Genomic DNA, 24,967 nt, shown 5'->3' with positions numbered 1-24,967 from the left:
TTTGCCAACCGGCAAGGCAGAAGGTGTTGAATCATCCCGCCACTTAAATTCTTAATTTTTCGAGCACTTTTAATTTTTGGGTGTTGTTCTGTCAGGCTCCCCTCTCCTGGGGTGAGGGGCCGGGGGTGAGGTTTCCCAGCCGCGCCATGTACACTATCCTGAGAACCGCCGTAATTCCTCATTAAGCGCAGCGTCCAATGCTCGTTTTCCCCAACGCCAAGCTCAACCTTGGCCTCTACGTCACCCAGCGTCGGCCCGACGGCTTCCACACCCTCGAATCGGTGTTTGTGCCGCTGCCCTGGACCAACGCGCTGGAAGTGCTGCCCGCCCCCGCTGGCCAGGCCACGAGCATTACGCTCACCGGCCGCCCCATTCCCGGCGACCCGGCCACGAACCTGTGCGTGCGGGCCTACGAATTGCTGCAAACTGACTTTCCGCAGCTGCCGCCCGCCCAAATCCACCTGCATAAGATTGTACCCATTGGCGCGGGCCTGGGCGGCGGCTCGGCCGATGCCGCCTTTGCCCTGAAGGCTGCCAACGACCTTTTCGCCCTGGGCCTGACCGACGACGCGCTGGAAAGCTACGCCCGCCGCCTGGGGTCCGACTGCGCTTTTTTCATCCGCAACAAGCCGGTGCTGGCGGTGGAAAAAGGCGACGTGTTCGAAGAAATCAGCCTCGACCTGACGGGCACCGGCTGCGTGGTGGTTTACCCCAACCTGCACATCGGCACCGGGGAGGCTTACGCGCGCATTATCTCGAAACGGCCGACGCACGCGCTGCGCGAGGCCCTGGCGCCACCCATGACCAGCTGGCGCGCCACGGTCAGCAACGATTTTGAAACGGCCCTCACGCCCATTTATCCAGTGCTGACCGACATCAAGCAGCAGCTCTACGCCGCGGGCGCGGCCTACGCCAGCCTGACGGGCTCGGGCTCGGCGGTGTACGGGCTGTGGGCGGATGGTGAACCAAAGGCGCTGGCGTGGCCGGCGGAGTACACGGTGTGGCAGGGCGTGCTTTAAAATAGTTAAAAGTTAAAAGTGAAGAGTTAAAAGGGGGTACGAATTTTAACTCTTCACTTTTAACTTTTAACTAAAATCACGCTGAAACCGACGACGCGGGTGCCCGCTCTTTGGCCTTCATCAGCCGCGCTACCAGCGGGTGAATCAGCACGCTGAGCACGATGAGCAGCGTGCCCAGGTAAAAGCCGGTGGCCATGCGCTCCCGGCTGCCGAACACCAGCACCGCCAGCACGATGCCGTAGACCGGCTCCAGATTAATGGTCAGGTTGACGGCGAAGGGGGAGAGGCGCTTCATCAGCTCGACCGACGTCGAAAACGCGTACACCGTGCACACGCCCGCCAGCAGGCCCAGCCACAGCCAGTCGGAGCCGTGCCAGGCCAGCTGCAGGCCCCGGCCCTGGGTGAAGTACTGGCTGTAAACGGGAAAGAACAGGACGATGCTCAAACAAGCCCCCAGCATTTCGTAAAAGGTGAGCCGCAGCGGCGGGTGCGTTTTAATCAGCTTGGCGTTCAGCACGCTGAACAGCGCCGAGAGGCCCGCCGAGAGCACCGCCACGCCCAGGCCCAGCAACTGGTCCAGCTCGGCCTGGCTCACCAGGTACAGGCCCACCATGGTAATCAGGCCCAGGCCCACCTCGTAGCCGCGCACCCGCCGCCACAGCAGCAGCGGCTCCAGCAGCGACGTCCACAGGGCCAGCGTGGCCAGGCCCGCCAGGCACACGCTCACCGACGAGAGCCGCGCCGCCAGGAAAAAGGTAATCCAGTGCACGGCCACCAGCGCGCCCACCGCCAGCAGCCGCACCGCCTGCCCCGCCGGAATGCGCCACGCCTGCCGCCGCCCCGCCAGCAGCCCGGCCAGGCCGCCCGCCGCCAGCAGCGTCCGCCAGAACACCAGCTCCACCGGCGGCACTGTCAGCAGCTTGCCCAGGATGGCCGTGAAGCCCCACAAGAGCACGATGAAATGAAGCTTGAGGTAATCTTTTACCATTAATTTAATCGATGTGCTGATGTGCTGCCAAGGCTATTTCTGGTAGAAGCTGCCCGTGGATAAAATAATCAGCACATCAGCACATCACCAATCAGCACGTCATTAATCACATCAACCTTATTTCGGTACGAACCGGTACAGGGCCAGCCCGATGAGGGTGAACACCCCGCTGGGCACCCACGCCGCGATGATGGGCGGCAGGCTGCCCACCTGCGCCAGGTTGCGGCTCAGCATCGTGAAAATGATGAACACAAAGGCCAGCACAAACCCCAGCGCAATCTGCCCGCCCACGCCGGCGCGCGACTTGCGGGCGCTGAGGATGACGCCAATCAGGGTGAGGATGACGATGGCAAACGGGTAGGCGTACCGCTCGTACTTCTCGCTCAGGTAAATTTGCGTGTCGTCGGCCCCGCGCTCAATCTTGGTCCGAATGAAGGCGTTCAGCTCGGGCACGGTGAGGGTTTCGGCCAGCTTGTAGGTGCTGGCAAAGTCCTTGGGAAAAAGGTTGAGGGTGGTATCGCGGGCCGGCAGGGTTTGCAGGCGCTCATCTTGCGGCCCCTGAAAGGTGCGCACCAACTGCGGCGACATGTGCCAGACGCGCTTGGTGGAGTCCCAGTTGATGGCGTCGGCCGTGAGCCGGCGGCGCAGCAGCGTGCTGTCCACGGTTTCGAGGGCAAAATGAAAGCCGACGTTGCTCGTGTTGTCGTAGCTCTCCATGTACACGTAGTGGCGCGGGCCAATCTTGATGTGCACGTTGCGCCCCTGAAACCGGTAAGGCCGTTTGGTGTAGGCCCGCTCAAAGGCCACCCGGGATTTGTTGCCCACGGGCAACACCCAGCCGTTCAATCCGAATATCAACACCCCCACCACGCAACCGCCGATGGCGTACGGCAGCATCAACCGCCGGAAGCTCACGCCGCTGGCCAGAATGGCCACTATTTCGGTGCGGGCCGCCAGCTGCGCCGTCACGAATACGACGGCAATGAAAATGGTGATGGGGGAAAGTAAATTGGCGAAGTAAGGAAATAGGTACAGGTAATAGCCGAAAATGATTTTCGACATCGACAGCTCGTGCTCAACGAAGTCCTCGTTTTTTTCCGTGAAATCGATGACGCAAATAACCGACACGAGAATAACCACCGTGAAGAAAAACGCGGAGAGAAACTTCTTGATAATGTACTTGTCGAGGATGTTCATGTCGTGAGCTGGTAGCCGTTGACTTCTGATTTAATAGGGCCGGCACCTATCGAAAGAATTCCTAAAAACCATCTGCTGCTGCGAAAAGTGTCGGCCCCTCCTGCCCCGGGCCCCGGCCCGCATGCCGCGTGGTAACTGGGGGCTGAGCGAGTTATTGTCATGGCCGCCGGTGGCGCGTTTCCTTCATCGGGTCTTGCGGAAGGCGGGCCGTTGCCGCAGGAGCCGGGCAGTAGTTGCTCTCCGGGGCGCCAGCCGCCAACGGCTCCACTAAAAAAGAAATGGTTTGCGAAGCCAAGCCCAGCAATTCTTGTAATAGCCAGTCGTTTTCAGGGTGCTTGTCGAACGGCACCAAAGGTACTGCCTCAAAATAGCTCTACCGGCTCCCGGGCCCGGTGGCCGGCTCCAGCACCCCGACAAAAAACTTCCCGTCTTTGCGTCTGGCGCCCAGGTAAAAGCTGTCCGTGCTGGCCAACCGCACGCGCCCCCGCCACGCGGCGGGCAGCCGCCGCGCCAAGGGCTTTGCCGCAAACACGAGGGCCGGCAGCGCGGGCAGGCTGTCGGCCGGCGATACCCAGGTGGGCACGGCCCGGCCGGCTACCCACACCTGCTCCATGTGCAGCTCGTTCAGGGCCAACCAGGGCTTGTTTTGCCAGCTCGGGGTGGTGCGCGCCTGGGCCAGGCGGCGCAGGCCCGCCTCGGCCCGTCGGGACCGCAGGGCTGGGTAGGCGGGCACCAGCAGCAGCATGAGCGCGCCCATGGCGAGCACGGAGGCCGTAATGAGCACCGCGGGCCGGCGGTGCTGCCAGCCGCCCCGCACCACCCACCTGGCCAGCCCACCAAACACCAGCAGGGCGCTCACAAACGGTACGGACGTGAGCCCAAAACCCGGCAGCCGGGTGGCCCCCACAAACACCGGCAGGCCCACGCAGGCCAGCAGCAGCGCCCCCGCCCAGCCGCGCAGCAGCCAATGGTCGGGCCCGGCGGCGGCGCGGCGCGCGGCGAACTCCTGCTCCCAGTAGCGCAACAGCCCGGTGAGCAGCAGCGCCAGCGGCGGCAGCAGCGGCAGCATGTAGCGTTCCTTTTTCTCCGGCACCACGCTCAGCAGCACCAGGGACGCCAGCAGCCAGGCCAGGGCCAGGGCGTAGGGAACGAAAGGCGCCGCGCGGCGCCGCGCGTAAGGGACGGCTAGGGCCGCCGCGGCCGCCACGGCCCACACCCCGGCAAACACGACGAAGTTGAAGTAGTACCACAGCGGCTGCACGTGCCGGTCGCCCCACGACGTGGCTTCGGTGCGGGCCACGGCGGCCGCGGCCGCGGGCACGTGCAGCCACACGTACAGGGGCCAGGCACCGCCCAATAGGGCCGCAACCCCGAGGGCAACCAGGGCGCCGCGCCAGTGCCCGCGCAGCCGGGCCCGGCCGCCGGGCTGCCAGCGCGAAGCGTACGCGGCCACAAAAGGCAGCACGATGGTGTACAGACTCACCGGCCCTTTGCTCAGGAAAGTGCAGCCAAGCAGCAGCCCGGCCCCGGCAAACGAAGCGTAGGCGGGCGCCGGACGGTTCCAGCCCCGCGCCAGCAGCCATAGGCTGCCCACCGCGAAGCCGTTGGAAAAAATGTCCCAATGCCCTTCGCGGCCCACCGTGACGGTGAGCAGGCTGCTGCCCAAAACCAGCGCCGCCAGCCAGGCCGTGCGGCCCGGCGCCAACGCTTCGGAAGCGGCGTCCCGGGTCAGCTCCCGGGCCAGGCCCCAGAAGAACAAAACCAGCAGCGTGGCCATGATAGCCGCGGGCAGGCGCAGCAGCCCCGGGTCGGCGCTGCCGTTGGCGAGGTGCATCAGGGTGGCCACGGCCCAGGTCGGCAGCGGGGGTTTGGCCAGGCGGAGCTGCCCGTTCATGGTGGGTATCAGCCAGGAGCCGCCGGCGGCCATTTCGCGGGCGGCCACGAAGTTGCGGACTTCCATCAGGCCCATCTCCAGGGCGCCCAGGTGCGCGAAAAAATTGCAGCCGCACACCGCGAGAACGGCCAGCAGGCGGGCCCACCACTGCGCAAAGAAGGAAGAAGGAGCAGGCGTTGATTCCATGAAAACAAAGGGTGACCAATCAGCAAAAACCACGGCGGCGGCACGGCGGCACGGGTCGGCTGGTCCGGCTGCTTGCTGCGTGACTACCGCTTCAGGGCTGCTGCACCGGCCGGTCCAGCAAAGAAAGCAGCCTCGCCACGTGGTCGGTTTCGATGGCGTACGGGGCATGGACCAGTTGATGCTTGATGGCGCTGGTGCTGCGCCCGCCGAAGAGCACGAGCCGGATGCCGGCGGCGCGCATGCGCCGTACCCGCTCGGGCGTTATCTGTTCTTTTTTGACCACCAGGGTTTGAATCCCGGCTGCCTGGGCCTGCGCGAAAGCCGAGTCGAAGTCCGCCACTATTTCCAGGGCCAGCGGCACGGCCGGCAGCAGGGTGCGCAGGTAGCGCAGGGTGGAGAGGTAGTTGCTGGTAATCAGCACGCGGGCCAGGGGCACCCGGTAGTCGATAAGGCGCCGGGCCAGTTGCCGGGCCAGGGCCGGCGACTGGGCCAGCTCCTGGCCCGGCGCCGCGCATATTTCGCCTTCGTGGAGGTCGAGGTGCAGGTAGGGAAACGGCGACTTGGGCGCAAGCTCGCGGAGCAGCGTGTCCAGCGTAACGAGCCGCTCGTGCTGAAACCAGTCGTAGGGCCAGCCCCCGCGGTAGCGGAGCTGCACCAGCTCAGCGGCCGGGTGCTGGCTCACGCAGCCCGTGCCCCCGGCGGTCATGCTCGTGAGCTCGCGGTCGTGGTACAACGTCGGGACGCTGTCCTGGCTGAGCTGCACGTCCACTTCCACGCCGTCGGCGCCCCGCGCCAGGGCTTGCCGAAAGCTCGTCATGCTGCTGGGCGGCAGTGGGTTGAATGGGTTGAGCGGGGTAAAAAACCCCGAGCCGCCGTGCCCCACCACCAGCGGCTGGGCCGCGCCGGCGGGCAGGGTCAGGGCGGCGAGCTGCCAGCGGCTCACCCCGAGCCAGCCCAGCGCCAGCACCACCGGAACGAGTAAAAAGAGAGTCTTTCGCATGCTTACTATGGTTAATACGTGTTGTGATTTTACCCGGCCGCGGGGCGTCGCCGCTTCATTGTGGCACCTTGGCCGCCGCCGCCACCACCTGCCGTTGCTCGCGGCGCATCAGCACGATGTTGCGGGCGTACACCACCGTGCCGAAGGCGTTGCCTAGCAGCAGCACAGCGTCGGCGCGCAGCAGGGCGTAGGCCAGAATCAGCCCGGAGCCGACCAGGCTCACGACCCAAAACCCCAACGGCAGTACCGACGCGCCTTTGCGCTCCGAGTACAGCCATTGGAAAACGAAGCGCAGCAGAAAGACGCCTTGGCCCACCGCGCCCAGCACCAGCCAGCCGCGCGGAATGGGGGTGTGCAGCATGGTTTGCAGGCTGAAATGCGGCGTGCCCACCACAAACCCCGCCAGCGCCAGCAGCGGCAGCACGTAGGCCCCCACCCAGAAAGCCGGCGCGAGTTTGCGCCAGTCGCCGAGCAGTTGCAGGTTGCGGATGTAGATGCCGTAGCTGATGAGTTGGGCCCCGAGAATGACCGGGTCGTGGCGGAGCATGCCGTAGCCTATCATCAGCAGCGACGAGACGAGGCTGATTTTCCAGAACAAGGCCGGCACCAGCACCCGCCGGGCCCGTTCGCTCTGCACCCATTGCAACACAATGCGGCTCGAAAAGAGCAGCTGCGCCAGCAGGCCGATGCCCAGCGCGACGGTTTCGGTCTTAAGCATGCGTGCCGGCGTGCTGCTCGCCAATCTCGTAGTTTTTCCAGCGGCTGCGAATCCAGCGGAAGCCGAAGGTGTCGACCAGCGGCTTCCAGGCCCGGTTCCAGAGGTTGTACTTGGCCGTGCCGGCAAAGCGCGGGAAGTGCCGCACCGGCAGCTGCCGCACCCGGCCGCCCTGCAGCTGCACCAGCGCCCCCAGAAAGCGGTGCATGCCGTGGAAAAGCGGCAGGCGCCGGGCGTATTCAACCTTGATGATTTTCAGCGGGCAGCCCGTGTCCTCAATGCCGTCGTTGATGAGGGCGCGCCGCACGGCGTTGGCCACCTTCGACGAGAGCTTCTTCACCAGCGTGTCCTGCCGCTGGGCCCGGATGCCGTTCACCATGTCGAACTCCGGGAAGAAGGGAAAGAACTGCAGAAAGTCCAGCGGCGAGGTTTGGATGTCGCTATCAATGTAGCCCACCAGCGTGCCCCGGCAGTGGTCGATGCCCGCCTTGATGGCCGTGCTCAGGCCGCGGTTGTGGCGCAGGGAAATGAATTCGTAGCGCGGGTCCTGGGCGCACACCCCGCGCAGCAGGACCAGCGAGCCGTCGGTGCTGCCGTCGTTGACGAATAATACGGTGGTGGGCACCGGCGTTTCGGCCAGGAACTTGTTCATCTCGATTACAAACTGCCCGAGGCTTTCTTCTTCGTTGTACACGGGCACCAGCACCGTTAGCTGCTGCCGGGCCAGATAATCGGGTGATGACATAAATAACGGGTTGCGTAGAAAGCGGGAAAGCCGGCGCAAGTTCGCACCCTTTTGCCCAATGCCCGGGGCCACCGCCCAGCGGCTGGTGGCGAACAAACAGCCGGAACTGCTTCCGAGCGCCCGGCCTGGCCCTTCGTTGTGGCCGGCCGCGCCGAGGCCCGGCGGGAGCCTGCCGCAGAGCCGGCGGCCACAACAGCGCTGAATGCGTACTTTTCGACCCCGTTTCGGCCCGGCTGCGCCGGCTTCACTCCTCGTTATTCGCTTGCTACCTTCCACTGTGCTTGTTACCGGCTGCGCCGGCTTTATTGGTTCGCACCTGTGCGAGCGACTGTTGCACGACGGCTACCGCGTGGTGGGCCTCGACAATTTCGACCCGTTCTACCCGCGCGCCATCAAAGAAGCCAACCTCGCGGCCTTTGCGCAGCACCCGCGCTTCTCGTTTCACGAAGCCGACCTGCGCCAAGGCCCCGCGGCGCTGCCCACCGCGGCGGTGGACGTGGTGGTGCACCTGGCGGCCAAAGCCGGCGTGGGCCCCTCGGTGCAGAACCCCGCCGCTTACCTCGAAAACAACGTGCTGGGCACCGGGCATTTGCTGGAGTGGATGCACCAGCACGGCAGCGGCAAGCTGTTCTTCGCCTCGTCGTCGTCGGTGTACGGCAACGCGCCCGAGCAGCCGTTTCGGGAAGACGCCAACACGCTGGCCACCTGCATCTCGCCCTACGCGGCCAGCAAATTGGCCGGCGAGCAGCTCGTGCACACCTACCACCACCTCTACGGCCTGGACGCGCTGAACGCCCGCTTCTTCACCGTGTACGGCCCCCGCCAGCGCCCCGATTTGGCCATCCACAAGTTTGTGCGCCTGCTGCGCGCCGGCCAGCCCATCCCGGTGTTTGGCGACGGCCGCACGGCCCGCGACTACACCTACGTGGCCGATACCGTGGACGGCATTGCCCGGGGCGTGCGCTACCTGCTCGCCCACGCCGGCGTGTTCGAAACCGTGAACCTGGGCAACCACCAGCCCGTGCCGCTGCTGGAGCTGATTGCGGCCGTGGGCCGGGCCGTGGGCGTCGTGCCACAACTCGTTTTTCAGCCGATGCAGGCCGGCGACGTGGACATCACCTTCGCCGACATCAGCAAAGCCCGGGCCCTGCTCGGCTACTCGCCCCAAACCAGCCTGGCCGAGGGCCTGCGGCAATTCGTGGCGGGGCTACCCGAAATGCCCGCTGCGTAGGCTTGCAGAGCGGCATTGACGCCTACAGGCGCGTCATCACCTGCGGCGCCATGCGGTCCTTCCAGGGGCCGAACGTGCCGGCTACTATTTGCCGGCGCGCTTCGGTCACCAGCCACAGGTAAAACGCTAGGTTGTGGGCCGAGGCAATTTGCGGCCCCAGCATTTCCTGGCACTGGAACAGGTGGCGCAAATAGGCCCGCGAGTAGAACGTGCTGGCGTGCCCGCCCAGCTCCGGGTCGATGGGGGTGAAGTCGGCGGCCCACTTCTTGTTGGTCACGTTCAGAACGCCCTGGGTGGTGAAGAGCATGCCGTTGCGGGCGTTGCGGGTCGGCATCACGCAGTCGAACATGTCCACGCCCAGGGCAATGTTTTCCAGGATATTCGCCGGCGTGCCCACGCCCATCAGGTAGCGGGGCTTGTCCCGGGGCAGGATGTCGCAGACCAGCTCGGTCATTTCGTACATCAGCTCGGCCGGCTCGCCCACGCTCAGCCCGCCGATGGCGTTGCCCGCCCGGCCCTGTTCGGCAATGAACTCGGCCGACTTGACGCGCAAATCCTTGAACGTGCTGCCCTGCACAATGGGAAAAAGTGCCTGCTCGTAGCCGTAGAGCCCTTCGGTGCGGTCGAAACGCTCGATGCAGCGCGTTAGCCAGCGGTGGGTCATGTCGAGCGAGCGGGCGGCGTAGTCGTACTCGCAGGGCCAGGGCGTGCACTCGTCGAAGGCCATGATGACGTCGGCCCCGATGACGCGCTGAATGTCCATCACGCCCTCGGGCGAGAACAGATGCTGGCTGCCGTCGATGTGCGAGCGAAACTTGACGCCCTCTTCCTTAATCTTGCGCGTGTTGCTGAGCGAGTACACCTGGTAGCCGCCGCTGTCGGTCAGAATGGGCCGGTCCCAGCCGTTGAAGCGGTGCAGGCCGCCGGCCGCGCGCAGCACCTCCAGGCCCGGGCGCAGGTAGAGGTGGTAGGTGTTGCCGAGAATAATCTGGGCCTTCACGTCCTCCTTGAGCGTGGTTTGCGACACTGCTTTCACGGTGCCGGCCGTGCCCACGGGCATGAAAATAGGCGTTTCAATGGCCCCGTGGGCGGTTTGCAGGCGGCCGGCGCGGGCCTTGGTGGTGGGGTCTTGGGCGAGGAGGTCGAAGGTCATGTAGGAGGGGAAGCGGAGCGCAGCAGCGCGCAAAAAGAACGTCCTGCTGAGCACAGCCGAAGCATCTCGCGTGCAGCAGTAATTACAATCGCCTTCACGATAGAATTACTATCCCGAGCGAGATGCTTCGGCTGCGCTCAGCAGGACGGGCTACTGCCCTTACCCCCGGCAAAGGTAGCCCGCCCGCCCGGCGCCCCGTACTTTTGCCGGCTCATCCAAGCGGGCTTTCCTGTTGCTGCTTTCCATCCCCACGTCTCCTTTTTTTTGGCTTTTGGTGGCGTGCGTGGCGGTGCAGCTGTTCTACGCGGCGTATTTTTTCTGGCCCTTCGCCCGCCGCCCGGCCGAAGCCGCCGCCGATGCGCCCGGCTCCGACACCGAGCCCGTGTCCATCGTGGTCTGCGCGCGCAACGAGCTCGACAATCTGCGCCAGCTGTTGCCGTCACTGCTCCGGCAGGACTACCCCGCCGGCTTCGAAATTGTCCTCATCGATGACCGCAGCGAGGACGACACCTACCTCTACGCGCAGCAGCTGGCCCAGTATTACCACGAAAAGGTGCGGCTGGTGAGCGTGGCCCGTACGCCCCGGGAGTTCGCACCCAAAAAATTTGCCCTCACCCTCGGCATCAAAACCGCCCGCCACGCCCGGCTGCTGTTCACCGACGCCGACTGCCGGCCGGCCACCAACCAGTGGCTGCGCCTGATGCAGCGCGGTTTTGCCCCGCGCGGCGGGGCCGACCTCGTGGTGGGGTTTTCCGCTTACGCCGCGGCGCCTGGTTTCCTCAACCAGCTCATCCGCTACGAAACGCTGCTCACTGCGGCCCAGTACCTGAGCTTTGCCTGGCGGGGCTGGCCCTACATGGGCGTGGGCCGCAACCTGGCTTACAGCCGCGGTTGTTTCACGGCCACCAAGGGCTTTGCCTCCCACATCCGCCAGCTCTCCGGCGACGACGACCTGCTGGTGCAGGACGCCGTGCGCGCCGGCCAGCGCGTGGCCGTCGTGGCCGACCCGCCGGCCCACACCCGAAGCCAACCCGCGGCCACCTGGGCCGTATGGTGGCACCAAAAACGGCGGCATTTGTCGGCCGGCCGGGCCTACCGCTTGGCCGACCGCTGGCGGGTGGGCACCTTCGTAATGGCTAATGTGTTGGGTTACCTGGTCACGGTTGTGCTAGCATTTTCGCCAAACAATTGGATACCTTTGGCAGTCGTATGGGCCCTCCGAACTTTGTTCGTGAGCGCCGTGTATGCCCGTCTCGGCCGCCGCCTGAGCCAACCCGTAACCGTCGGGTTGTTGCCCGTGCTCGACGTGGTTTATTTTGTTCAATACCTGGCCCTGGGAGCCTCGCTGCTTTTTAACCGCACCCTTCGATGGAAGTAAACAACCAAGACATTCAAAAGCAGTTTTCCGCCAAAGCCAAGCACGACTTCAAGCTGATTCGCGCCGCCGTGGACAACGGCGACGAAAAGGCCTACGCCGAGCTGATGCACATCTACAAAAAGCCCGTTTACCACGTGGTGCTCAAAATGGTGCGCAACCAGGACGACGCCGAGGACCTCACCATCGAGGCCTTCGCCAAAGCCTTCCGCAACCTGCACAAGTTCAACCCCGAGTACGCCTTCAGCACCTGGCTCTTTCGCATTGCCACCAACAACTGCATCGATTTTATCCGCAAGAATAAAATCAAAACCATGTCCATCGACTCCGCCATCAAGGTGGACAACGGCGACGAAATCACCATCGATTTCCGCGACAACGACCTGAACCCGGCCGAGCACGCCGTGCGCAACCAGAAAATCGAAATCATGCGCCACGTCGTGTCGCGCCTGCCCGACAAGTACCAGCGCCTCGTCTCGCTGCGCTACTTCGACGAGCTCAGCTACGAGGAAATCGCCACCGAGCTCAAAGCCCCGCTCGGCACCGTGAAAGCCCAGCTACACCGCGCCCGCGAGCTGCTCTACGACATGGTGAAGCACACCAAGCAGATTATTTAACCCAAGTTGCGGACTATCAAACGCTAGCCCCAGCGGGGCGACACGTCGGTAGTACTAGCCGGAAAAACGGGGTTCCGAGCCCCAGCGGGGCGACACTTATTGGCGCAAGTGTCGCCCCGCTGGGGCTTAACAAACCCGCATACATTGGTTTCACTACCGGTATGCCGCCCCGCTGGGGCTACCGTTCGGTAGGTCGCAACGTGGGTGATTTGAGCGAAAAGCCCCGGCGCACGTCGGGGCTTTTTTATGCGGTGTTTATGCGCCGTCGGCGCCGGCCTTCAGGTCGGCTGGGTCGGGGCGGTGCTCCAGCAGGTCGGCCGGCTGGCACTCCAGCACCTGGCAAATGGCGGCCATGGTGCTGAACCGCATGGCCTTGGCCTTGCCGCTTTTCAGGATGGAAAGGTTGGCCAGCGTGATGCCCACGGCTTCGGACAAGGCGCTAAGCGACATCTTGCGGCGGGCCAGCATCACGTCCAAATTTACGATGATGGGCATCAGATAACGAGTTCGGCTTCTTGGCTCAGTTCTACGCCGCGCCGGTACACGGCGGCAATAATCAGAAGCATTACGCCCAATTCCCAGCCCGGCAGCATGGTTTCGGTGCTGAACCGCACGTAGTGGCCCAGGGGCTCGGTCAGGTCCGGGGTCCGAAACGCGGGCACCAGCTCCCGGACCAGCAAATAGCCCAGTCCCTGCAACACATTGAGCCCCAGCACCAGCACTCCTAAGCTACGTAGACGCCGTGCATTGCCGTAGGTAAACGGTGTGGCGGGAGTTACATCGAGGAGCAATAGCGTTATTAGCCAACTGCCGAGGGAAAAATACATTACCCACGCCAGCGACATCGTGCCGTTGAGCGCGCCCAGGTGCAGCAGCGCCACCCGTTTCCAGGCGCTGCGCTCCACGTAGCGCAGCAGGGGCGCAGGCGTCCGGGACGTCAGCTCGAAGCTCGCCGAGTCGCGCCTGCTTACTAGTAATGGCTGGCGGTTGGCTAGGGGCGCCTGCGGCCGGTCGGCGGAGGCCCAGCCGGCTTTTATTTCGTGAATGGTCGAGAAAATGTTGGGCGAATCCCGGTCCAGCATCAGACGTACTTCCGGGTCGCCGGCCGCCGTTGAAAACGTGCTGATGACCAGCGCAAAAACGCTAAATAAAGCGCCTAACGAAAATAGAAAGGCCAAGAACAATCCAATGCGCATCATGCCAGTGCGCAACACCTTGGGTAAAACAAGAAAAGCCATTAGGAATTGAATATTAGTTAAACGAAACAAAAGTAGTAAATTTATTGATAAACAATAAAAAATTATTGCTTTTAAGAAAATATTTATTATTTATCAAATCGGACATACTTTGTTTGCCTTGTTTGCTGCAGCACTGCCGTGGGTGGGTCAATCGGCTGCCCAGGCCTTTTGCGCAGTCCTGCTAGCGGCCCGCGTGGCGGGTTAGCATAAAATAGCCCCTTGCGTGCACCTTTGCACCCATGAATCTCCTGCCGCATTACTTCCCCGAACTCACGCCCCAGCAACTCAGGTTATTTCAGCAACTACAAGTAGAGTTTCGGGCCTCCAACGAGGCCGTCAATCTGGTGTCGCGCCCCGACATGGACAATTTCGAGGAGCGCCATTTGCTGCACTCGCTGGGCATTGCCAAGGTTGTGCAGTTCCCGAAAGGCAGCGCCGTGCTCGACGTGGGCACCGGCGGCGGCCTGCCCGGCCTGCCGCTGGCCATCCTGTTCCCGGAGGTGCACTTTCACCTGGTCGACAGCATCGGCAAGAAAATCCGGGCCGTGCAATTCATGGCCGCCGCCCTGGGCCTGCCCAACGTCACGGCCGAGCAAACCCGGGCCGAGCAGGTGCGCCAGAAGTTCGACTTCGTGGTGAGCCGGGCCGTGGCGCGCCTGGCCACCTTTCACCCCTGGATTGCCCACCGCTACAAGCCCCAGGGGGCGTCCGGCGCCGGCCTTTATTACTTAAAAGGCGGCGACTTGACCGAGGAAATTGCCGAATCCGGCCTGAAAGCCCGCGTGACGGAGTTGAGCGAGTTTTTCAGCGAGGAATTCTACGAAACAAAAAAAGTAGTTTTTGTGGCCGCGCCGCGCTCGCAATGACAGGCGGCGCTCGCCCTACGCGGGCACTTCGGCCGTGAGAAACTCCACCGCGCGCCGCTCCGAGTAATATTCCCCGTCCGGCGAGCCCTCCGGGAAGCCCACGTGCCCGCCTTCGGGCGGGGTTTCGAGAAACACGAACGGCGAGCCAGCCGCCACTTCCCGCGGGAAGCAGGACGCCGGCAGGAACGGGTCGTTTTGCGCGTTCACCAGCAGGGCGGGCACCCGGATGCCGCCCAGGTAGCGCCCGGAGCTGGCGTGCTGGTAATAGGCATCGGCCGAGTCAAACCCGTGCATGGGCGCGGTGTAGCGGCTGTCGAATTCCTGAAAGTCGCGCAGGTCCTCGATGCCGGCCAGGTCTATCTGGCCCGGCAGCAGCTCGGCTTTGGCCCGCACCTTGAGCCGCAGCGATTTCAGGAAACGGCGCAGGTACACCTGGTTTTGCAGCCGGCCGATGTGGACCGAGCTGGCCTGCAAATCGGTCGGCACGGAGAATACCGCCGCCCGCTGCACTTCGGTCGGCACGCGGTCGGGGTTTTCGCCCAGGTACTTGAGCGTCACGTTGCCGCCCGCGCTGAAGCCCACCAGAAACACCCGCCGGTAGCGTCCGGTGGCCAGCGCGTGGCGCAGCACCAGGTCCAGGTCGTCGGTGTCGCCGAGGTGGTAGGAGCGGAGCAGGCGGTTCATCTCGCCGCCGCAACTGCGGTAGTTCCAGGCTAGGGCGTCGAGGCCGGCGCGGTTGAGGGCGCGCACCATGCCGCGCATGTAGGGCCGCGAGGCGTCGCCCTCCAGGCCGTGCGACACGATGACGAGGCCGTTGGTGGGCCGCATGGGGGGCAGGCGGCTCCAGTCCAGGTTGAGGAAATCGCCGTCGGGCAGCTCCAGGCGCTCGCGCTGGTAGGCCACGTCGGGCACCGTGCGCCACAGGCTGGGCACGATGGTTTGTAAATGGCCGTTGAACAAATAAAACGGCGGTTGATAAGTGGATTCGGCAACGAGGGGCATGGCGCGGATGATTTTTTTGCAGAAAAGGTTGGGCGCACGGGCGGAAAAGGATACCCGGTAAAGCTCGCCAATAATCGGCAGGCATACTATGCGTTTCGGGTTCACGCCTTGTTATTTTACCGCGAAGTCCGCTTTGCAGGGCGCAGCACCCCGTGTGAATCGAAGAACCGCCAAAATGCCAACGGCGTGCGAAATGCCGCGCTCTGCGTGGCAACGGGGCCTCATCACCCCAGCAAAGAGCCGTTCCATCAATATTTTTGCCAACATGGTTTGATAATGTCGGGCAACTGCGTACCTTTGCCCTCCCAAACCCAGAACTCATAGCATAGCGCGCCCATATATTCCCACTCATGGCAAACCATAAGTCGGCCCTCAAACGCATCCGCAGCAACGAAGCCAAGCGCGTGTTGAACCGTTACCAGCACAAATCCACCCGCACGGCCATCAAGCGCCTGCGCGCTGCCACCGACAAAACGGCCGCTCAGGAGCTGCTGAAGAAAGTGACTTCGATGCTGGACCGCCTGGCCAAGAAGAACATCATCCACAAAAACAAAGCTGCTAATAACAAGAGCAAGCTGACAAAACTCGTCAATGCGCTTTAGCGCGTAGCGAGTTCAGTAGGGCCAGACTGCGCCGCCCCAAGGTCTGGTTCTACGCTCCTCACGGAAGCCCCGCCCGGAAACGTGCGGGGCTTCTTGCGTTTGGGCGGGGGAGTAAATTGGTCAGGCGGCGTACCTTACGGGTGTCTTTTCACGCTGAGCTGCCATATATGAAAAACGCCTACTTCTCGTTGCCGTGGCTGGTGTTGGTGTTGGTGCTGGCTGCCGGGCCGGCCCATGCCCAGCCGGCCTGGCGGCCGTTTCGGCCGGGGCTGATATACGCTTTTACCACCCCGGCTTCCCCTAATTTCCCCACCGGCTCGTACTTATTGCGGCTCGATTCGGCCTACACTACGGCCTCGGGTGATTCTGCTTGGACGTTTAACCGGGTGCTTCGGCCCGTTGATGGCAGCACCCTGAACGGTTACGCGCATGGAGGTAGCCGCAAAAGTCGCAACAACCTGTTCGGCGCCCGGCTGGTTTGGCAAGCCGGCACGGGGGAGTTTGTGCTGGAAAATGTGGCCGAAGGCAGCTACCAGGCGGCGTTGTCGTTGCGGCTGCGCCCCCGCGCGGCGGTGGGCAGCACGTGGGTTGCCTGCACCGCGCCCGCGCTCACCGGCACCCTGACCAGCCGGACCTGGCAGCCCGTCACCAGTTTCGCCGGCAGTCCTTCCGACTCCGTAGCCACCATCACGCTTAGCTCGGGGGCAGTGGTGCGTCTGAGCCGGCAGTACGGATTGCTGGAGGGCCCCCGTTGGCTCGTCGTGAGTGGGCCTGCCGCGCCGCAGTGGGTGGCCGACCGCCTGCCGACTACGCTGGCTTCCTCGCCTCTGCATCCGGCCACGTTGTTTAATATGCAGCCGGGTGATTTGCTGGGATACGTGAATGCGCCCGTTGGGCTGGGTGGCCCGTCTTGCCAGGACCGTTACATCCTGCGAGCTATCCAAAGCCGCCAAGTGGCCGCGGATTCGCTGGTTTACACCTATCGGGAACAGGTTCGGACGCAAACAAAATATCTGGGGTGCGGGAGTGCTGTTGGCAGCGTAATTTCTCCTGTTCGCACCGGGCGCGTGGCCTTCTCGCTCCGTACGGGCCAGTCGCCGCAGTATCCGGCCTTGCCTTTGTTGTCGGGCGAATATAAAAACCTGACCAACTCCGCGCAGAATCAAATTTTGGTAGTGGGTTTAGGCATGAACCCCACAGTGGGAGGCGGACGCTGCCAAACTGGCAACACCTTGCTGACCTTTCAATACAGGTATCCCGGCATCGTGGGTGGCCAAACCCTGTACGGAACCATAACGGATGGTAATTGGCAGCAGCGGTTCGGCATTGAGTTGGGCCTGGGCGACTCTGAGACGTACGAAACAGCCCTTGCCTATTACCGCCGGACCTCGTCGAATGGAGAAATCATTACGTGTGGGCAGGCTTCTCCTTTCGTCAACCTGCTGCCCACTCGCGCCGCGCAGGCCGCCGCCTTCGCCAGCCTGCACCCCAACCCCGCCGCCGGTGCCGCCATGCTGACGCTCACGGTGCCCGCCCGCTCCGGTACCCGCGTGGCGTTGCAAGACGCACTGGGCCGCCAGGTGTGGGCGGCGGCGGTGCCGGCCGGCCACGGCACGATGCTGGTGCCGCTGGCCGCCCCGCCCCCGGGCTTGTACTGGTTGCAGCTACAAATACCTGGGCTGGCCCCCATCACCTTACGCTTGACGAAGGAATAAATCAAATTTCGAATAGCAGCAAAAAGGCCCGCCCCTCAACAGGAACGGGCCTTTTCTTCGCTGCACAAACCGCGGCTACGCCACGCTCACCTTCACCATGTTAGCCTTGCCCTTGTCCTGGATGGGCATCGAGCCGGTGTTGATGACCACGTCGCCGGTTTCGAGGTGGCCGGTGGTGGTGAGCACGTAGCGGATGTCGGAGATGGTGCTGTCGGTGCTCACCAGCCGGTCGTAGTAGAAGCTGCGCACGCCCCAGACCAGGCTCAGGGCCGTGAGCAGGGGGCGGCTGTCGGTGAAGATGAAGATGTTGGCCTTGGGGCGGTACTTGGCCAACTGGAAGGCGGTGTAGCCGTGGTGCGTCATGCCGGTGAGGGCTTTGGCGCCGGTGTTCTTGGCCAGGTGGCAGGCGGCGGAGAGCACGCTGTCGGCCATGAAGTTGGACGAGGTGGCGTCGATGGGAAACCAGTGGTGAAACAGCTGGGGGCTGTTGGCTTCCACGCTCAGGATGGTGCCCACCATCGAGCGGATAACCTCGGCGGGGTAGGCACCCACGGCGGTTTCGGCGGAGAGCATCACGGCGTCGGCGCCGTCGAGCACGGCGTTGGCTACGTCGCTGGTTTCGGCGCGGGTGGGGCGCGGGGCCGTAATCATGCTTTCCATCATCTGAGTGGCCACGATGACGGGCTTGCCGGCCGCGTTGCACTTGGCAATAATCATCTTCTGGGCCATGGGCACCTCTTCCATCTTCACCTCCACGCCGAGGTCGCCGCGGGCCACCATCACGGCGTCGGCAATGGCAATGATTTCGTCGATGTTGCGCAGGCCGTCGGGCGTTTCAATCTTGGCCACCACGCGGGTGGTTTTGCCGGAGTCGGCGATGAGCTTTTTGATGAAGCGGATGTCGTCGGCCTTGCGGGCGAAGCTCAAAGCCACCCAGTCCACGTCGTGGGCCAGGCCGAACTGCAGGTCTTCGATGTCCTTCTCGGTCATGCTCGGGGCCGACACCTCCGAATCGGGCAGGTTGATGCCCTTGCGGGGCTTCACCAGGCCGCCGTACACCACTTCCACGTCCACTTCGGAGTCGCGGTCAGTGGCCAGCACCTTCAGCTCAATCTTGCCGTCGTCAATCAGAATCATGTCGCCGGCCTTCACGTCGCGGGCCAGGCCCAGGTAAATGGTGCTCAGGCGCGTGGCCGTGCTGATTTCCTTCTCGCCGCACACCAGCTTGATGCGGTCCCCGGCCTTGATTTCCACGCCGCCGCCCTCCACGTCGCCGAGGCGAATTTTGGGCCCTTGCAAGTCCTGCAGCAGGCCCACGGCGGTGCGCATGTCCTTGTTTAGCCGCCGCACGGTGTTGATGACGTTCAAATGGTCGTCGTAAGAGCCGTGCGAGAAGTTGAGCCGGAACACGTCCACGCCTTCGCGGATGAGCACCCCGAGGCGCTCGTAGGTGTTGGAGGCCGGGCCGACGGTGGCCACTATTTTGGTTTTGTTGAATGCGGGGCGATTTTCCATGGCAGGGCGTAGCGGAACAAAAAAACTCCCCGCCTTACCAAAGGAGGGGACGTTGGCGCGCGGCGTCAACTGGGGTGGTTGTGGGCAGTTGGGCAAAAGCAGGCCAGCGAAGCCAGCCGCAGGGGCAAAAGTCGTTTAATTTAACTGGAATGCAAGTTGCCCATCGGCTCCGCTGCTGCCGTCCCGCCGGGCAGCGCAAGGCCCTTTCATTAGTCAAGAACTGGGTCAAGAAGCTCAATTGGCCACTCCGGCTCACAGTATCAGGTTCTCTTTGTACTTGAGGGTATTGGGGTCGAACTGGCAGACGTACTGCACGGCTTCCAGGGCGCCGAGTTGCAGCAGCAGCTCCTCGTCGGCGAGGGCGCCGCTGCCGTTGCTCACGGCCAGCAGGTAGTCGTACTCCTTGATGTCGGGGGCCAGGAAGGGCTTCTTGAGGTTGGAAGGCGCGATGGAGCGGTTGCGCAGCAGCCGGAAGGTGAGGGTTTCGGTGGCGTGCAGGTAGTGGGTGAAAACCAGCCGGCCGCGGCTGAGCAGATTGAGCAGCAGCTCGGGCTGCTTCACGAGGCGCAGGCGCAGGGCCCGGTTCAGGGTCCAGGCCAGGGTGTAGTCGCGGGTGCTGCTCACGAGCCCGAACAGGGCAAAATCGCACTCGTATTCTACGTCCAGGGTGAAGGTCTTCATGGCGGCTGCAAACGGGGCACCCCGCGGGGGAGCGGGGGCAAAGCTACGGCTGGAGGCGGGCCGCAACCACGGCCGCCGCCATAATCTTGTACCCGCGATTCGGAAGCGCGGCGGTGGGTTAGTTGGAAAAACTCTCGTTACTTTGCGCCGTAGTTTTCCCTAAACCCCCACGGAAATGTCTGAAATCGCAGAAAAAGTTAAGGCCATCATTATCGATAAACTGGGCGTCGAAGCCTCGGAAGTAACCCCCGAAGCCAGCTTCACCAACGACCTGGGGGCCGACTCGCTGGACACCGTCGAGCTGATTATGGAGTTCGAAAAGGAGTTTAACGTGAGCATCCCCGACGACCAGGCCGAGAACATCGGCACCGTGGGCCAGGCTATCAGCTACCTCGAAGAGCACGCCAAATAACTTACTGTTACTTCGCAGCGCAGCCAGCATTTGAGCGAATTCCTGTACTCAGCCGCCTTGCTTCGCCCGGACTGAACGCCTTTCTGCGCACACCGGCCGGCCCGCCGCCGGCCGGTTTTGCTGTTTTATCCCGTTTCATCATTCGCGCCCTCGGCGCCTGCTTATGTCGTCCATCCGACGGGTTGTCGTTACCGGCCTCGGGGCCATCACACCGCTGGGCAACACCGCCCCCGCCTACTGGGAAGGTCTGCGTACCGGCACCAGCGGCGCCGCCACTATCACCCGCTTCGACCCCGCCAAGTTCAAAACCCGCTTTGCCTGCGAAGTGAAAGGCTACGAAGCCGATGACTTCTTCGACCGCAAGGAGCACCGCAAGATGGACCTCTTCAGCCAGTTCGCCGTGGTGGCGTCCGACGAGGCCATTGCCGACGCGGGCCTGTTGGAAAGCGGCGTCGACAAGGACCGGGTGGGCGTGATTTGGGGCTCCGGCATCGGCGGGCTGAAGTCGCTACAAGAAGAATGCATCTCGTTTGGGCGCGGCGACGGCACCCCGCGCTACTCGCCCTTCTTCATCCCGCGCATGATTGCCGACTCCTCGTCGGGCAACATCTCCATCAAAAACGGTTTCCGCGGGCCCAACTTCGTCACGACCTCGGCCTGCGCCTCGTCGAACGACGCCATCATCGCCGCCTTCAATAACATTCGTCTCGGCCTGGCCGACGCCGTGGTGACGGGCGGCTCCGAAGCGGCCATCACCGAATCGGGCGTGGGCGGCTTCAATGCCCTCAAGGCCATGAGCGAGCGCAACGACGACCCGGCCTCGGGCTCGCGGCCCTACGACCAGGACCGCGACGGCTTCGTGCTGGGCGAAGGCTCCGGCGCGCTGGTGCTGGAGGAGTACGAGCACGCCAAGGCCCGCGGCGCCAAGATGTACGCCGAGCTCATCGGCGGCGGCATGTCGTCGGACGCCTACCACATCACCGCGCCCGACCCCAGCGGCAGCGGCGTGGTGCTGGTGATGCGCAACGCCCTGCGCGACGCCGGTATCGCGGCCACCGACGTGGACTACATCAACACCCACGGCACCAGCACGCCCCTGGGCGACGGCGCCGAAATTAAGGCCATCGAGCAGGTATTCGGCGAGCACGCCCTGAAGCTCAACATCTCCTCGACCAAGAGCATGACCGGCCACCTGCTGGGCGGGGCCGGCGGCATCGAGGCGCTGGCCTGCATCATGGCCATGCAGCACGGGCTGGTGCCGCCCACCATCAACCTGCACACGCCCGACCCGGAAATCAACCAGGCGCTGAACTTCACGCCGAACGTAGCCCAGGCCCGCGAGGTGCGGGTGGCCATGAGCAACACCTTCGGCTTCGGGGGCCACAATACGACCGTGGTGTTCCGTAAACTGTGAGTTACAGCTGCTCTCAGGTTCGTGTACTGGTCGTCCGGCTTCCCTCTCCGCGGGCTTCGCGCTTTAAGCGAACCGGGGCCCGCCCCACAGGGGTCTCGTGAGGTTTCCCGACCGCGCCACGTACACGAACCTGAGAATTGCTCTAGGTTTCGACCGAAAAACCAAGCGTCATGCTGGGCTTGCCGAAGCATTTCTACTGCGCAAGTAAATAGTTACTGCGGCGGGAAAGAAGCTTCGGCTGCGCTCGGCATGACGTTCTTTTTACGACCTATTTTTACGGGAAATAAGCACCCACTCCTTATCCTTCTTTCGCTTTGCTTGGTTTCGTTTCCCGGTTTTTTGCTTCTGACAAGGCGTTCCGGCAGGCCGTGGCGACGGTGACGGGCCAAACGCCCAAAAACGCCAAGCTGTATCGGTTGGCGTTCACGCACTCCTCGGCGGTGCGGCAGCAGCCGGCCCTGGGCCGCCACCAAACCAACGAGCGGCTGGAGTTTCTCGGCGACGCCGTGCTGGGCACGGTGGTGGCCGAATACCTATTCAAAAAGTACCCCTACGAGCAGGAAGGCTTCCTGACGGAGATGCGCTCGCGCATCGTGAACCGCGAAAGTTTGAACGGCATCGCCCTCAAGCTCGGCCTCGACCAACTGGTGCAGCTCGACGCCGCCCAGGGCCGCGCCGCCCGCTCGCGCTCCGTGAACGGCAACGCGCTGGAGGCCCTGGTGGGGGCCGTGTACCTGGATTTGGGGTACAAAGCGGCCCGGAAATTCGTGCTTACCCGCCTGGTGAAGGGCTTCGTGGACGTGCACACGCTCACCACCACTACGGCCAATTTCAAGAGCAAGCTGGTGGAATGGGCCCAGCGCGAGGGCAAAAACCTGCGCTACGACATCAGCGGCGAGGCCCGGCCGGGTGGGATGATGGAATTCACGGCCACCGTGTTGCTCGACGAAGAAGTGGTGGCCACCGGCATGGGCCTGAGCAAAAAGCAAGCGGAGCAGCTGGCCGCCGACCGGGCCCTGACGGCGCTGGGGGTTTGACGCTGCGCTTAATGAAGAATGAGCAATGAAGAATGAGGAATTGGGGAGTTGCTTGTTTAGCTGATGAAGCGGAGGCCTTGGCTGCGCCTTGCGCCGACACGTTTTGAAATCGGGGCAAGCATCTGCATCCAATTCTTCATTGCTCATTCTTCATTTCTCATTAAGCGAAGCGTCATGCGTATTGCCGGAGCCGCCCTCAACCAGATTCCCATTGATTGGGAGAACAACCTGCGCAATATCGAGGCGGCCATTGCGCAGGCCAAGGCCGCGGGCGTGGAGTTGCTGTGCCTGCCTGAGCTGTGCCTGACCGGCTACGGCTGCGAGGACCTGTTCCTGAGCGACTGGATGCCTGAGGCCGCGCTGGCCCACCTGCAGCAGGTGCGGCCCTGGACCACTGGCATCTGCGTGGTGGTGGGCCTGCCGGTGCGCCTGCACCACCGCACCTACAACGTGGCGGCGGTGCTGCGCGACGGCCAGATTCTGGGCTTCGCGGCCAAGCAGTTCCTGGCCAACGACGGGGTGCACTACGAAACGCGCTTCTTCGCGCCCTGGGTGGCGGGCGAAACCACCACGGTGGCCTGGGAAGGAGAGACCTGGCCGCTGGGCGATATGGTGTTTGAGCACCGAGGCGTGCGCTTCGGCTTCGAGATTTGCGAAGACGCCTGGCGGCCCGACGACGTGCGGCCCGCCTGCCGGCTCCGGGGCCGAGTGGACCTGATTGTAAACCCCTCGGCGAGCCACTTCGCGATGAGCAAAACCGACGTGCGCTACCAGCTGGTAACGAAGGCCTCGCGCACGTTCAACTGCACGTACCTCTACGCCAACCTGCTGGGTAACGAGTCGGGCCGCATCATCTTCGATGGGGAAATTCTGGTGGCGCGCAACGGGCATTTGCTGCTGCGCAACCAGCTCATGAGCTTCAAGGAAGTGGACCTGGAGTGGGTGGACGTAGACTTTGCCGCCGCGCTGCCGCCCGCCGCGCACATCGCGCCGCTGCCGGAGCCCGACGAGTACAAGGAGCTGAACCAGGCCATGAGCCTGGCCCTGTTCGACTACCTGCGCAAGGCGCGCAGCCGCGGCTTCGTGCTGAGCCTGAGCGGCGGGGCCGACTCCTGCTTCTGCGCCGTGGGCGTGGCCGAGATGGTGCGCCTGGGCGTGGAGGAACTGGGCATAGCAGAGTTCAAGCGCCGCAGCGGCTGCTTCCCGGCCGAAGCCGAAACGGCCGTGGTGCAGGAGGGCGCGGGCGGCAGAGCAGTCCAGCTTGTTGAAAACGAGTCGAGAAGGGAGTTAAAAGTTAAAAGTGAAGAGTTAAGAGGGCATGATGAGCTTTTAACTTTTAACGCTCAACTTTTAACTCAGAATCAGGAGCTGGTGCAGCAACTGCTGACGTGCGTATACCAAGGAACCGTTAACTCTTCCGACGACACGTTCCACTCGGCGCGGGAGCTGGCCGACAGCCTCGGCGCCCGGTTTCACCACTGGGAAATCGACGACGAGGTGGCCGGCTACGTGGGCAAAATCGAGGGCGCGCTGGGCCGGGACCTGGCCTGGCACACCGACGATTTGGCCCTGCAGAACATCCAGGCGCGGGTGCGGGCGCCCGGCATCTGGCTGCTGGCCAACGTGCAGAACTGCCTGCTCATCACCACCTCCAATCGCTCGGAGGCCAGCGTGGGCTACTGCACCATGGACGGCGACACGGCCGGCAGCATCTCGCCCATCGCGGGCGTCGACAAGTACTTCGTGAAGCTGTGGCTGCGCTGGGCCGAAACCACGCTGGGTTACGCTGCCCTGCGCCACGTGAACGCCCTGCAGCCCACCGCCGAGCTGCGCCCCCTGGCCGACCAGCAGACCGACGAGCGCGACCTCATGCCCTACTCCCTGCTCAACCGCATCGAGCGGCTAGCCTTCTACGACCGGCTCAGTCCGCGCCAGGTGCTGGCCATGCTAGAGGGCGAAAGCACCGGCTTTGACGAGGATCAGCTCAAAACCTACGTGCGCCGCTTCTACGGCCTCTGGAGCCGCAACCAGTGGAAGCGTGAGCGCTACGCCCCCAGCTTCCACCTCGACGACTACAACGTGGACCCGCGCTCCTGGCTGCGGTTTCCCATCCTCAGCGGCGGCTTCGCAGCGGAGCTGGCGGAGTTGTAGGCCGTGGGGGCAATCCGAGAAGCTGCCATCGGGCTTGCAAGGGCCGTTCAGTTTGGATGCAGTAATTTGTTGATGAAGGGCTTACGGAATTAGACTAAGAAGCCTATCCGAGAAGTAAGAGAACGGTCATGCTGAGCGCAGTCGAAGCATCTCTACCGCTTCGTTGCAAAGGCTCAAACGAAGCGCGCGAGATGCTTCGACTGCGCTCAGCATG

At 63.5% G+C, this 24,967-nt stretch carries 23 protein-coding genes; 11 read left to right on the top strand and 12 right to left on the bottom strand.

Going from position 1 to position 24,967, the window contains the following annotated elements; all coding sequences use genetic code 11:
- Nucleotides 1–197 precede the first annotated feature (197 nt).
- A complete protein-coding gene (gene ispE, locus RMO51_RS19485; protein ID WP_310397615.1) occupies nucleotides 198–1,019 on the top strand; it encodes a 4-(cytidine 5'-diphospho)-2-C-methyl-D-erythritol kinase in 822 nt (273 codons plus the stop codon).
- Nucleotides 1,020–1,095: 76 nt separating this feature from the next.
- Here the strand turns inward: ispE and RMO51_RS19480 are convergent, their stop codons facing one another.
- The 6 genes from RMO51_RS19480 to RMO51_RS19455 form a co-directional block, all read right to left on the bottom strand.
- Entirely contained in the window at nucleotides 1,096–2,007 is a 912-nt protein-coding gene (locus RMO51_RS19480; RefSeq protein ID WP_310397613.1) for a DMT family transporter, read from the bottom strand.
- 117 nt (nucleotides 2,008–2,124) lie between these two features.
- Nucleotides 2,125–3,204, bottom strand: a complete 1,080-nt coding sequence (locus RMO51_RS19475) for an LptF/LptG family permease (protein WP_310397611.1) — start codon at nucleotides 3,202–3,204, stop codon at nucleotides 2,125–2,127.
- Nucleotides 3,205–3,577: 373 nt separating this feature from the next.
- Nucleotides 3,578–5,284 carry a glycosyltransferase family 39 protein gene (locus tag RMO51_RS19470; RefSeq protein ID WP_310397609.1) on the bottom strand — a complete coding sequence of 569 codons (1,707 nt, stop codon included), beginning with the start codon at nucleotides 5,282–5,284 and terminating at the stop codon, nucleotides 3,578–3,580.
- A gap of 91 nt (nucleotides 5,285–5,375) precedes the next feature.
- Nucleotides 5,376–6,284 (bottom strand): glycerophosphodiester phosphodiesterase, encoded by a 909-nt coding sequence (locus RMO51_RS19465; protein WP_310397607.1) that lies wholly within the window; start codon nucleotides 6,282–6,284, stop codon nucleotides 5,376–5,378.
- A gap of 55 nt (nucleotides 6,285–6,339) precedes the next feature.
- Complete coding sequence (locus tag RMO51_RS19460; RefSeq protein ID WP_310397605.1) at nucleotides 6,340–7,002, bottom strand: lipid-A-disaccharide synthase N-terminal domain-containing protein; 663 nt, start codon at nucleotides 7,000–7,002, stop codon at nucleotides 6,340–6,342.
- A complete protein-coding gene (locus tag RMO51_RS19455; protein WP_310397603.1) occupies nucleotides 6,995–7,744 on the bottom strand; it encodes a glycosyltransferase in 750 nt (249 codons plus the stop codon). Before RMO51_RS19455 ends, RMO51_RS19460 begins: the two co-directional genes overlap by 8 nt.
- Before the next feature lie 262 nt (nucleotides 7,745–8,006).
- Here RMO51_RS19455 and RMO51_RS19450 point away from each other — a divergent pair, with 262 nt between their 5' ends.
- Nucleotides 8,007–8,975: a GDP-mannose 4,6-dehydratase gene (locus tag RMO51_RS19450; RefSeq protein WP_310397601.1), complete on the top strand. Its 969-nt coding sequence runs from the start codon at nucleotides 8,007–8,009 to the stop codon at nucleotides 8,973–8,975.
- Between the two features lie 22 nt (nucleotides 8,976–8,997).
- On the opposite strand, the gene tgt is transcribed toward RMO51_RS19450, so the two are convergent.
- Nucleotides 8,998–10,128 (bottom strand): tRNA guanosine(34) transglycosylase Tgt, encoded by a 1,131-nt coding sequence (gene tgt, locus RMO51_RS19445; RefSeq protein ID WP_310397598.1) that lies wholly within the window; start codon nucleotides 10,126–10,128, stop codon nucleotides 8,998–9,000.
- Nucleotides 10,129–10,360: 232 nt separating this feature from the next.
- On the opposite strand from tgt, the gene RMO51_RS19440 reads away from it, so the two are divergent.
- Both RMO51_RS19440 and RMO51_RS19435 read left to right on the top strand, forming a co-directional pair.
- Entirely contained in the window at nucleotides 10,361–11,506 is a 1,146-nt protein-coding gene (locus RMO51_RS19440) for a glycosyltransferase (RefSeq protein WP_310397596.1), read from the top strand.
- Nucleotides 11,497–12,120, top strand: coding sequence for an RNA polymerase sigma factor (locus RMO51_RS19435; RefSeq protein ID WP_068188242.1), 624 nt, complete (start codon nucleotides 11,497–11,499; stop codon nucleotides 12,118–12,120). The genes RMO51_RS19440 and RMO51_RS19435 overlap by 10 nt, the downstream gene beginning before the upstream one ends.
- Before the next feature lie 255 nt (nucleotides 12,121–12,375).
- On the opposite strand, the gene RMO51_RS19430 is transcribed toward RMO51_RS19435, so the two are convergent.
- The gene (locus RMO51_RS19430; RefSeq protein WP_310397592.1) at nucleotides 12,376–12,615 is read right to left on the bottom strand and encodes a helix-turn-helix transcriptional regulator; all 240 of its coding nucleotides are present in this window, start codon (nucleotides 12,613–12,615) and stop codon (nucleotides 12,376–12,378) included.
- Nucleotides 12,615–13,358 (bottom strand): DUF2975 domain-containing protein, encoded by a 744-nt coding sequence (locus RMO51_RS19425; RefSeq protein ID WP_310397591.1) that lies wholly within the window; start codon nucleotides 13,356–13,358, stop codon nucleotides 12,615–12,617. Before RMO51_RS19425 ends, RMO51_RS19430 begins: the two co-directional genes overlap by 1 nt.
- 239 nt (nucleotides 13,359–13,597) lie before the next feature.
- Between RMO51_RS19425 and rsmG the strand changes: the two genes are divergently transcribed.
- On the top strand, nucleotides 13,598–14,224 hold the full coding sequence (gene rsmG / locus RMO51_RS19420) for a 16S rRNA (guanine(527)-N(7))-methyltransferase RsmG (RefSeq protein WP_310397588.1): 627 nt from the start codon (nucleotides 13,598–13,600) through the stop codon (nucleotides 14,222–14,224).
- A gap of 15 nt (nucleotides 14,225–14,239) precedes the next feature.
- On the opposite strand, the gene RMO51_RS19415 is transcribed toward rsmG, so the two are convergent.
- Nucleotides 14,240–15,226, bottom strand: coding sequence for an alpha/beta fold hydrolase (locus tag RMO51_RS19415; protein ID WP_310397585.1), 987 nt, complete (start codon nucleotides 15,224–15,226; stop codon nucleotides 14,240–14,242).
- A 350-nt stretch (nucleotides 15,227–15,576) separates the two neighbouring features.
- On the opposite strand from RMO51_RS19415, the gene rpsT reads away from it, so the two are divergent.
- Together rpsT and RMO51_RS19405 are read left to right on the top strand one after the other, a co-directional pair.
- Entirely contained in the window at nucleotides 15,577–15,828 is a 252-nt protein-coding gene (gene rpsT, locus RMO51_RS19410) for a 30S ribosomal protein S20 (RefSeq protein ID WP_310397581.1), read from the top strand.
- 167 nt (nucleotides 15,829–15,995) lie between these two features.
- A complete protein-coding gene (locus RMO51_RS19405) occupies nucleotides 15,996–17,543 on the top strand; it encodes a hypothetical protein (protein WP_310397578.1) in 1,548 nt (515 codons plus the stop codon).
- A gap of 75 nt (nucleotides 17,544–17,618) precedes the next feature.
- On the opposite strand, the gene pyk is transcribed toward RMO51_RS19405, so the two are convergent.
- Together pyk and RMO51_RS19395 are read right to left on the bottom strand one after the other, a co-directional pair.
- Complete coding sequence (gene pyk / locus RMO51_RS19400; RefSeq protein WP_310397575.1) at nucleotides 17,619–19,058, bottom strand: pyruvate kinase; 1,440 nt, start codon at nucleotides 19,056–19,058, stop codon at nucleotides 17,619–17,621.
- A gap of 252 nt (nucleotides 19,059–19,310) precedes the next feature.
- Nucleotides 19,311–19,739, bottom strand: coding sequence for an IPExxxVDY family protein (locus RMO51_RS19395; RefSeq protein WP_310397572.1), 429 nt, complete (start codon nucleotides 19,737–19,739; stop codon nucleotides 19,311–19,313).
- 175 nt (nucleotides 19,740–19,914) lie between these two features.
- Between RMO51_RS19395 and RMO51_RS19390 the strand changes: the two genes are divergently transcribed.
- From RMO51_RS19390 to nadE, 4 genes are all read left to right on the top strand, one after another.
- Complete coding sequence (locus RMO51_RS19390; protein WP_019948606.1) at nucleotides 19,915–20,151, top strand: acyl carrier protein; 237 nt, start codon at nucleotides 19,915–19,917, stop codon at nucleotides 20,149–20,151.
- 163 nt (nucleotides 20,152–20,314) lie between these two features.
- Nucleotides 20,315–21,565 carry a beta-ketoacyl-ACP synthase II gene (gene fabF, locus RMO51_RS19385; protein WP_310397537.1) on the top strand — a complete coding sequence of 417 codons (1,251 nt, stop codon included), beginning with the start codon at nucleotides 20,315–20,317 and terminating at the stop codon, nucleotides 21,563–21,565.
- A 314-nt stretch (nucleotides 21,566–21,879) separates the two neighbouring features.
- Nucleotides 21,880–22,602 (top strand): ribonuclease III, encoded by a 723-nt coding sequence (gene rnc / locus RMO51_RS19380; RefSeq protein WP_310397533.1) that lies wholly within the window; start codon nucleotides 21,880–21,882, stop codon nucleotides 22,600–22,602.
- A gap of 174 nt (nucleotides 22,603–22,776) precedes the next feature.
- Entirely contained in the window at nucleotides 22,777–24,753 is a 1,977-nt protein-coding gene (gene nadE, locus RMO51_RS19375) for an NAD(+) synthase (RefSeq protein WP_310397531.1), read from the top strand.
- Nucleotides 24,754–24,967 lie beyond the last annotated feature (214 nt).

It is taken from the genome of Hymenobacter sp., assembly GCF_031398885.1.
Taxonomy (GTDB): Bacteria; Bacteroidota; Bacteroidia; order Cytophagales; family Hymenobacteraceae; genus Hymenobacter.
The sequence above is the reverse complement of the archived record's forward strand: the minus strand, read 5'-3'. Positions and strand labels throughout refer to the sequence as shown.

Excerpts from the sequence above, each read along its gene's own strand:
- tgt (WP_310397598.1), bottom strand. The coding sequence starts at position 10,128 with ATGACCTTCGACCTCCTCGCCCAAGACCCCACCACCAAGGCCCGCGCC.
- RMO51_RS19395 (WP_310397572.1), bottom strand. The coding sequence starts at position 19,739 with ATGAAGACCTTCACCCTGGACGTAGAATACGAGTGCGATTTTGCCCTG.
- RMO51_RS19425 (WP_310397591.1), bottom strand. The coding sequence starts at position 13,358 with ATGGCTTTTCTTGTTTTACCCAAGGTGTTGCGCACTGGCATGATGCGC.
- nadE (WP_310397531.1), top strand. The coding sequence starts at position 22,777 with ATGCGTATTGCCGGAGCCGCCCTCAACCAGATTCCCATTGATTGGGAG.
- ispE (WP_310397615.1), top strand. The coding sequence starts at position 198 with ATGCTCGTTTTCCCCAACGCCAAGCTCAACCTTGGCCTCTACGTCACC.
- RMO51_RS19455 (WP_310397603.1), bottom strand. The coding sequence starts at position 7,744 with ATGTCATCACCCGATTATCTGGCCCGGCAGCAGCTAACGGTGCTGGTG.
- rpsT (WP_310397581.1), top strand. The coding sequence starts at position 15,577 with ATGGCAAACCATAAGTCGGCCCTCAAACGCATCCGCAGCAACGAAGCC.
- RMO51_RS19480 (WP_310397613.1), bottom strand. The coding sequence starts at position 2,007 with ATGGTAAAAGATTACCTCAAGCTTCATTTCATCGTGCTCTTGTGGGGC.
- RMO51_RS19435 (WP_068188242.1), top strand. The coding sequence starts at position 11,497 with ATGGAAGTAAACAACCAAGACATTCAAAAGCAGTTTTCCGCCAAAGCC.
- RMO51_RS19470 (WP_310397609.1), bottom strand. The coding sequence starts at position 5,284 with ATGGAATCAACGCCTGCTCCTTCTTCCTTCTTTGCGCAGTGGTGGGCC.
- RMO51_RS19390 (WP_019948606.1), top strand. The coding sequence starts at position 19,915 with ATGTCTGAAATCGCAGAAAAAGTTAAGGCCATCATTATCGATAAACTG.
- RMO51_RS19415 (WP_310397585.1), bottom strand. The coding sequence starts at position 15,226 with ATGCCCCTCGTTGCCGAATCCACTTATCAACCGCCGTTTTATTTGTTC.
- RMO51_RS19475 (WP_310397611.1), bottom strand. The coding sequence starts at position 3,204 with ATGAACATCCTCGACAAGTACATTATCAAGAAGTTTCTCTCCGCGTTT.
- RMO51_RS19430 (WP_310397592.1), bottom strand. The coding sequence starts at position 12,615 with ATGCCCATCATCGTAAATTTGGACGTGATGCTGGCCCGCCGCAAGATG.
- pyk (WP_310397575.1), bottom strand. The coding sequence starts at position 19,058 with ATGGAAAATCGCCCCGCATTCAACAAAACCAAAATAGTGGCCACCGTC.
- RMO51_RS19405 (WP_310397578.1), top strand. The coding sequence starts at position 15,996 with ATGAAAAACGCCTACTTCTCGTTGCCGTGGCTGGTGTTGGTGTTGGTG.
- RMO51_RS19465 (WP_310397607.1), bottom strand. The coding sequence starts at position 6,284 with ATGCGAAAGACTCTCTTTTTACTCGTTCCGGTGGTGCTGGCGCTGGGC.
- RMO51_RS19460 (WP_310397605.1), bottom strand. The coding sequence starts at position 7,002 with ATGCTTAAGACCGAAACCGTCGCGCTGGGCATCGGCCTGCTGGCGCAG.
- rsmG (WP_310397588.1), top strand. The coding sequence starts at position 13,598 with ATGAATCTCCTGCCGCATTACTTCCCCGAACTCACGCCCCAGCAACTC.
- fabF (WP_310397537.1), top strand. The coding sequence starts at position 20,315 with ATGTCGTCCATCCGACGGGTTGTCGTTACCGGCCTCGGGGCCATCACA.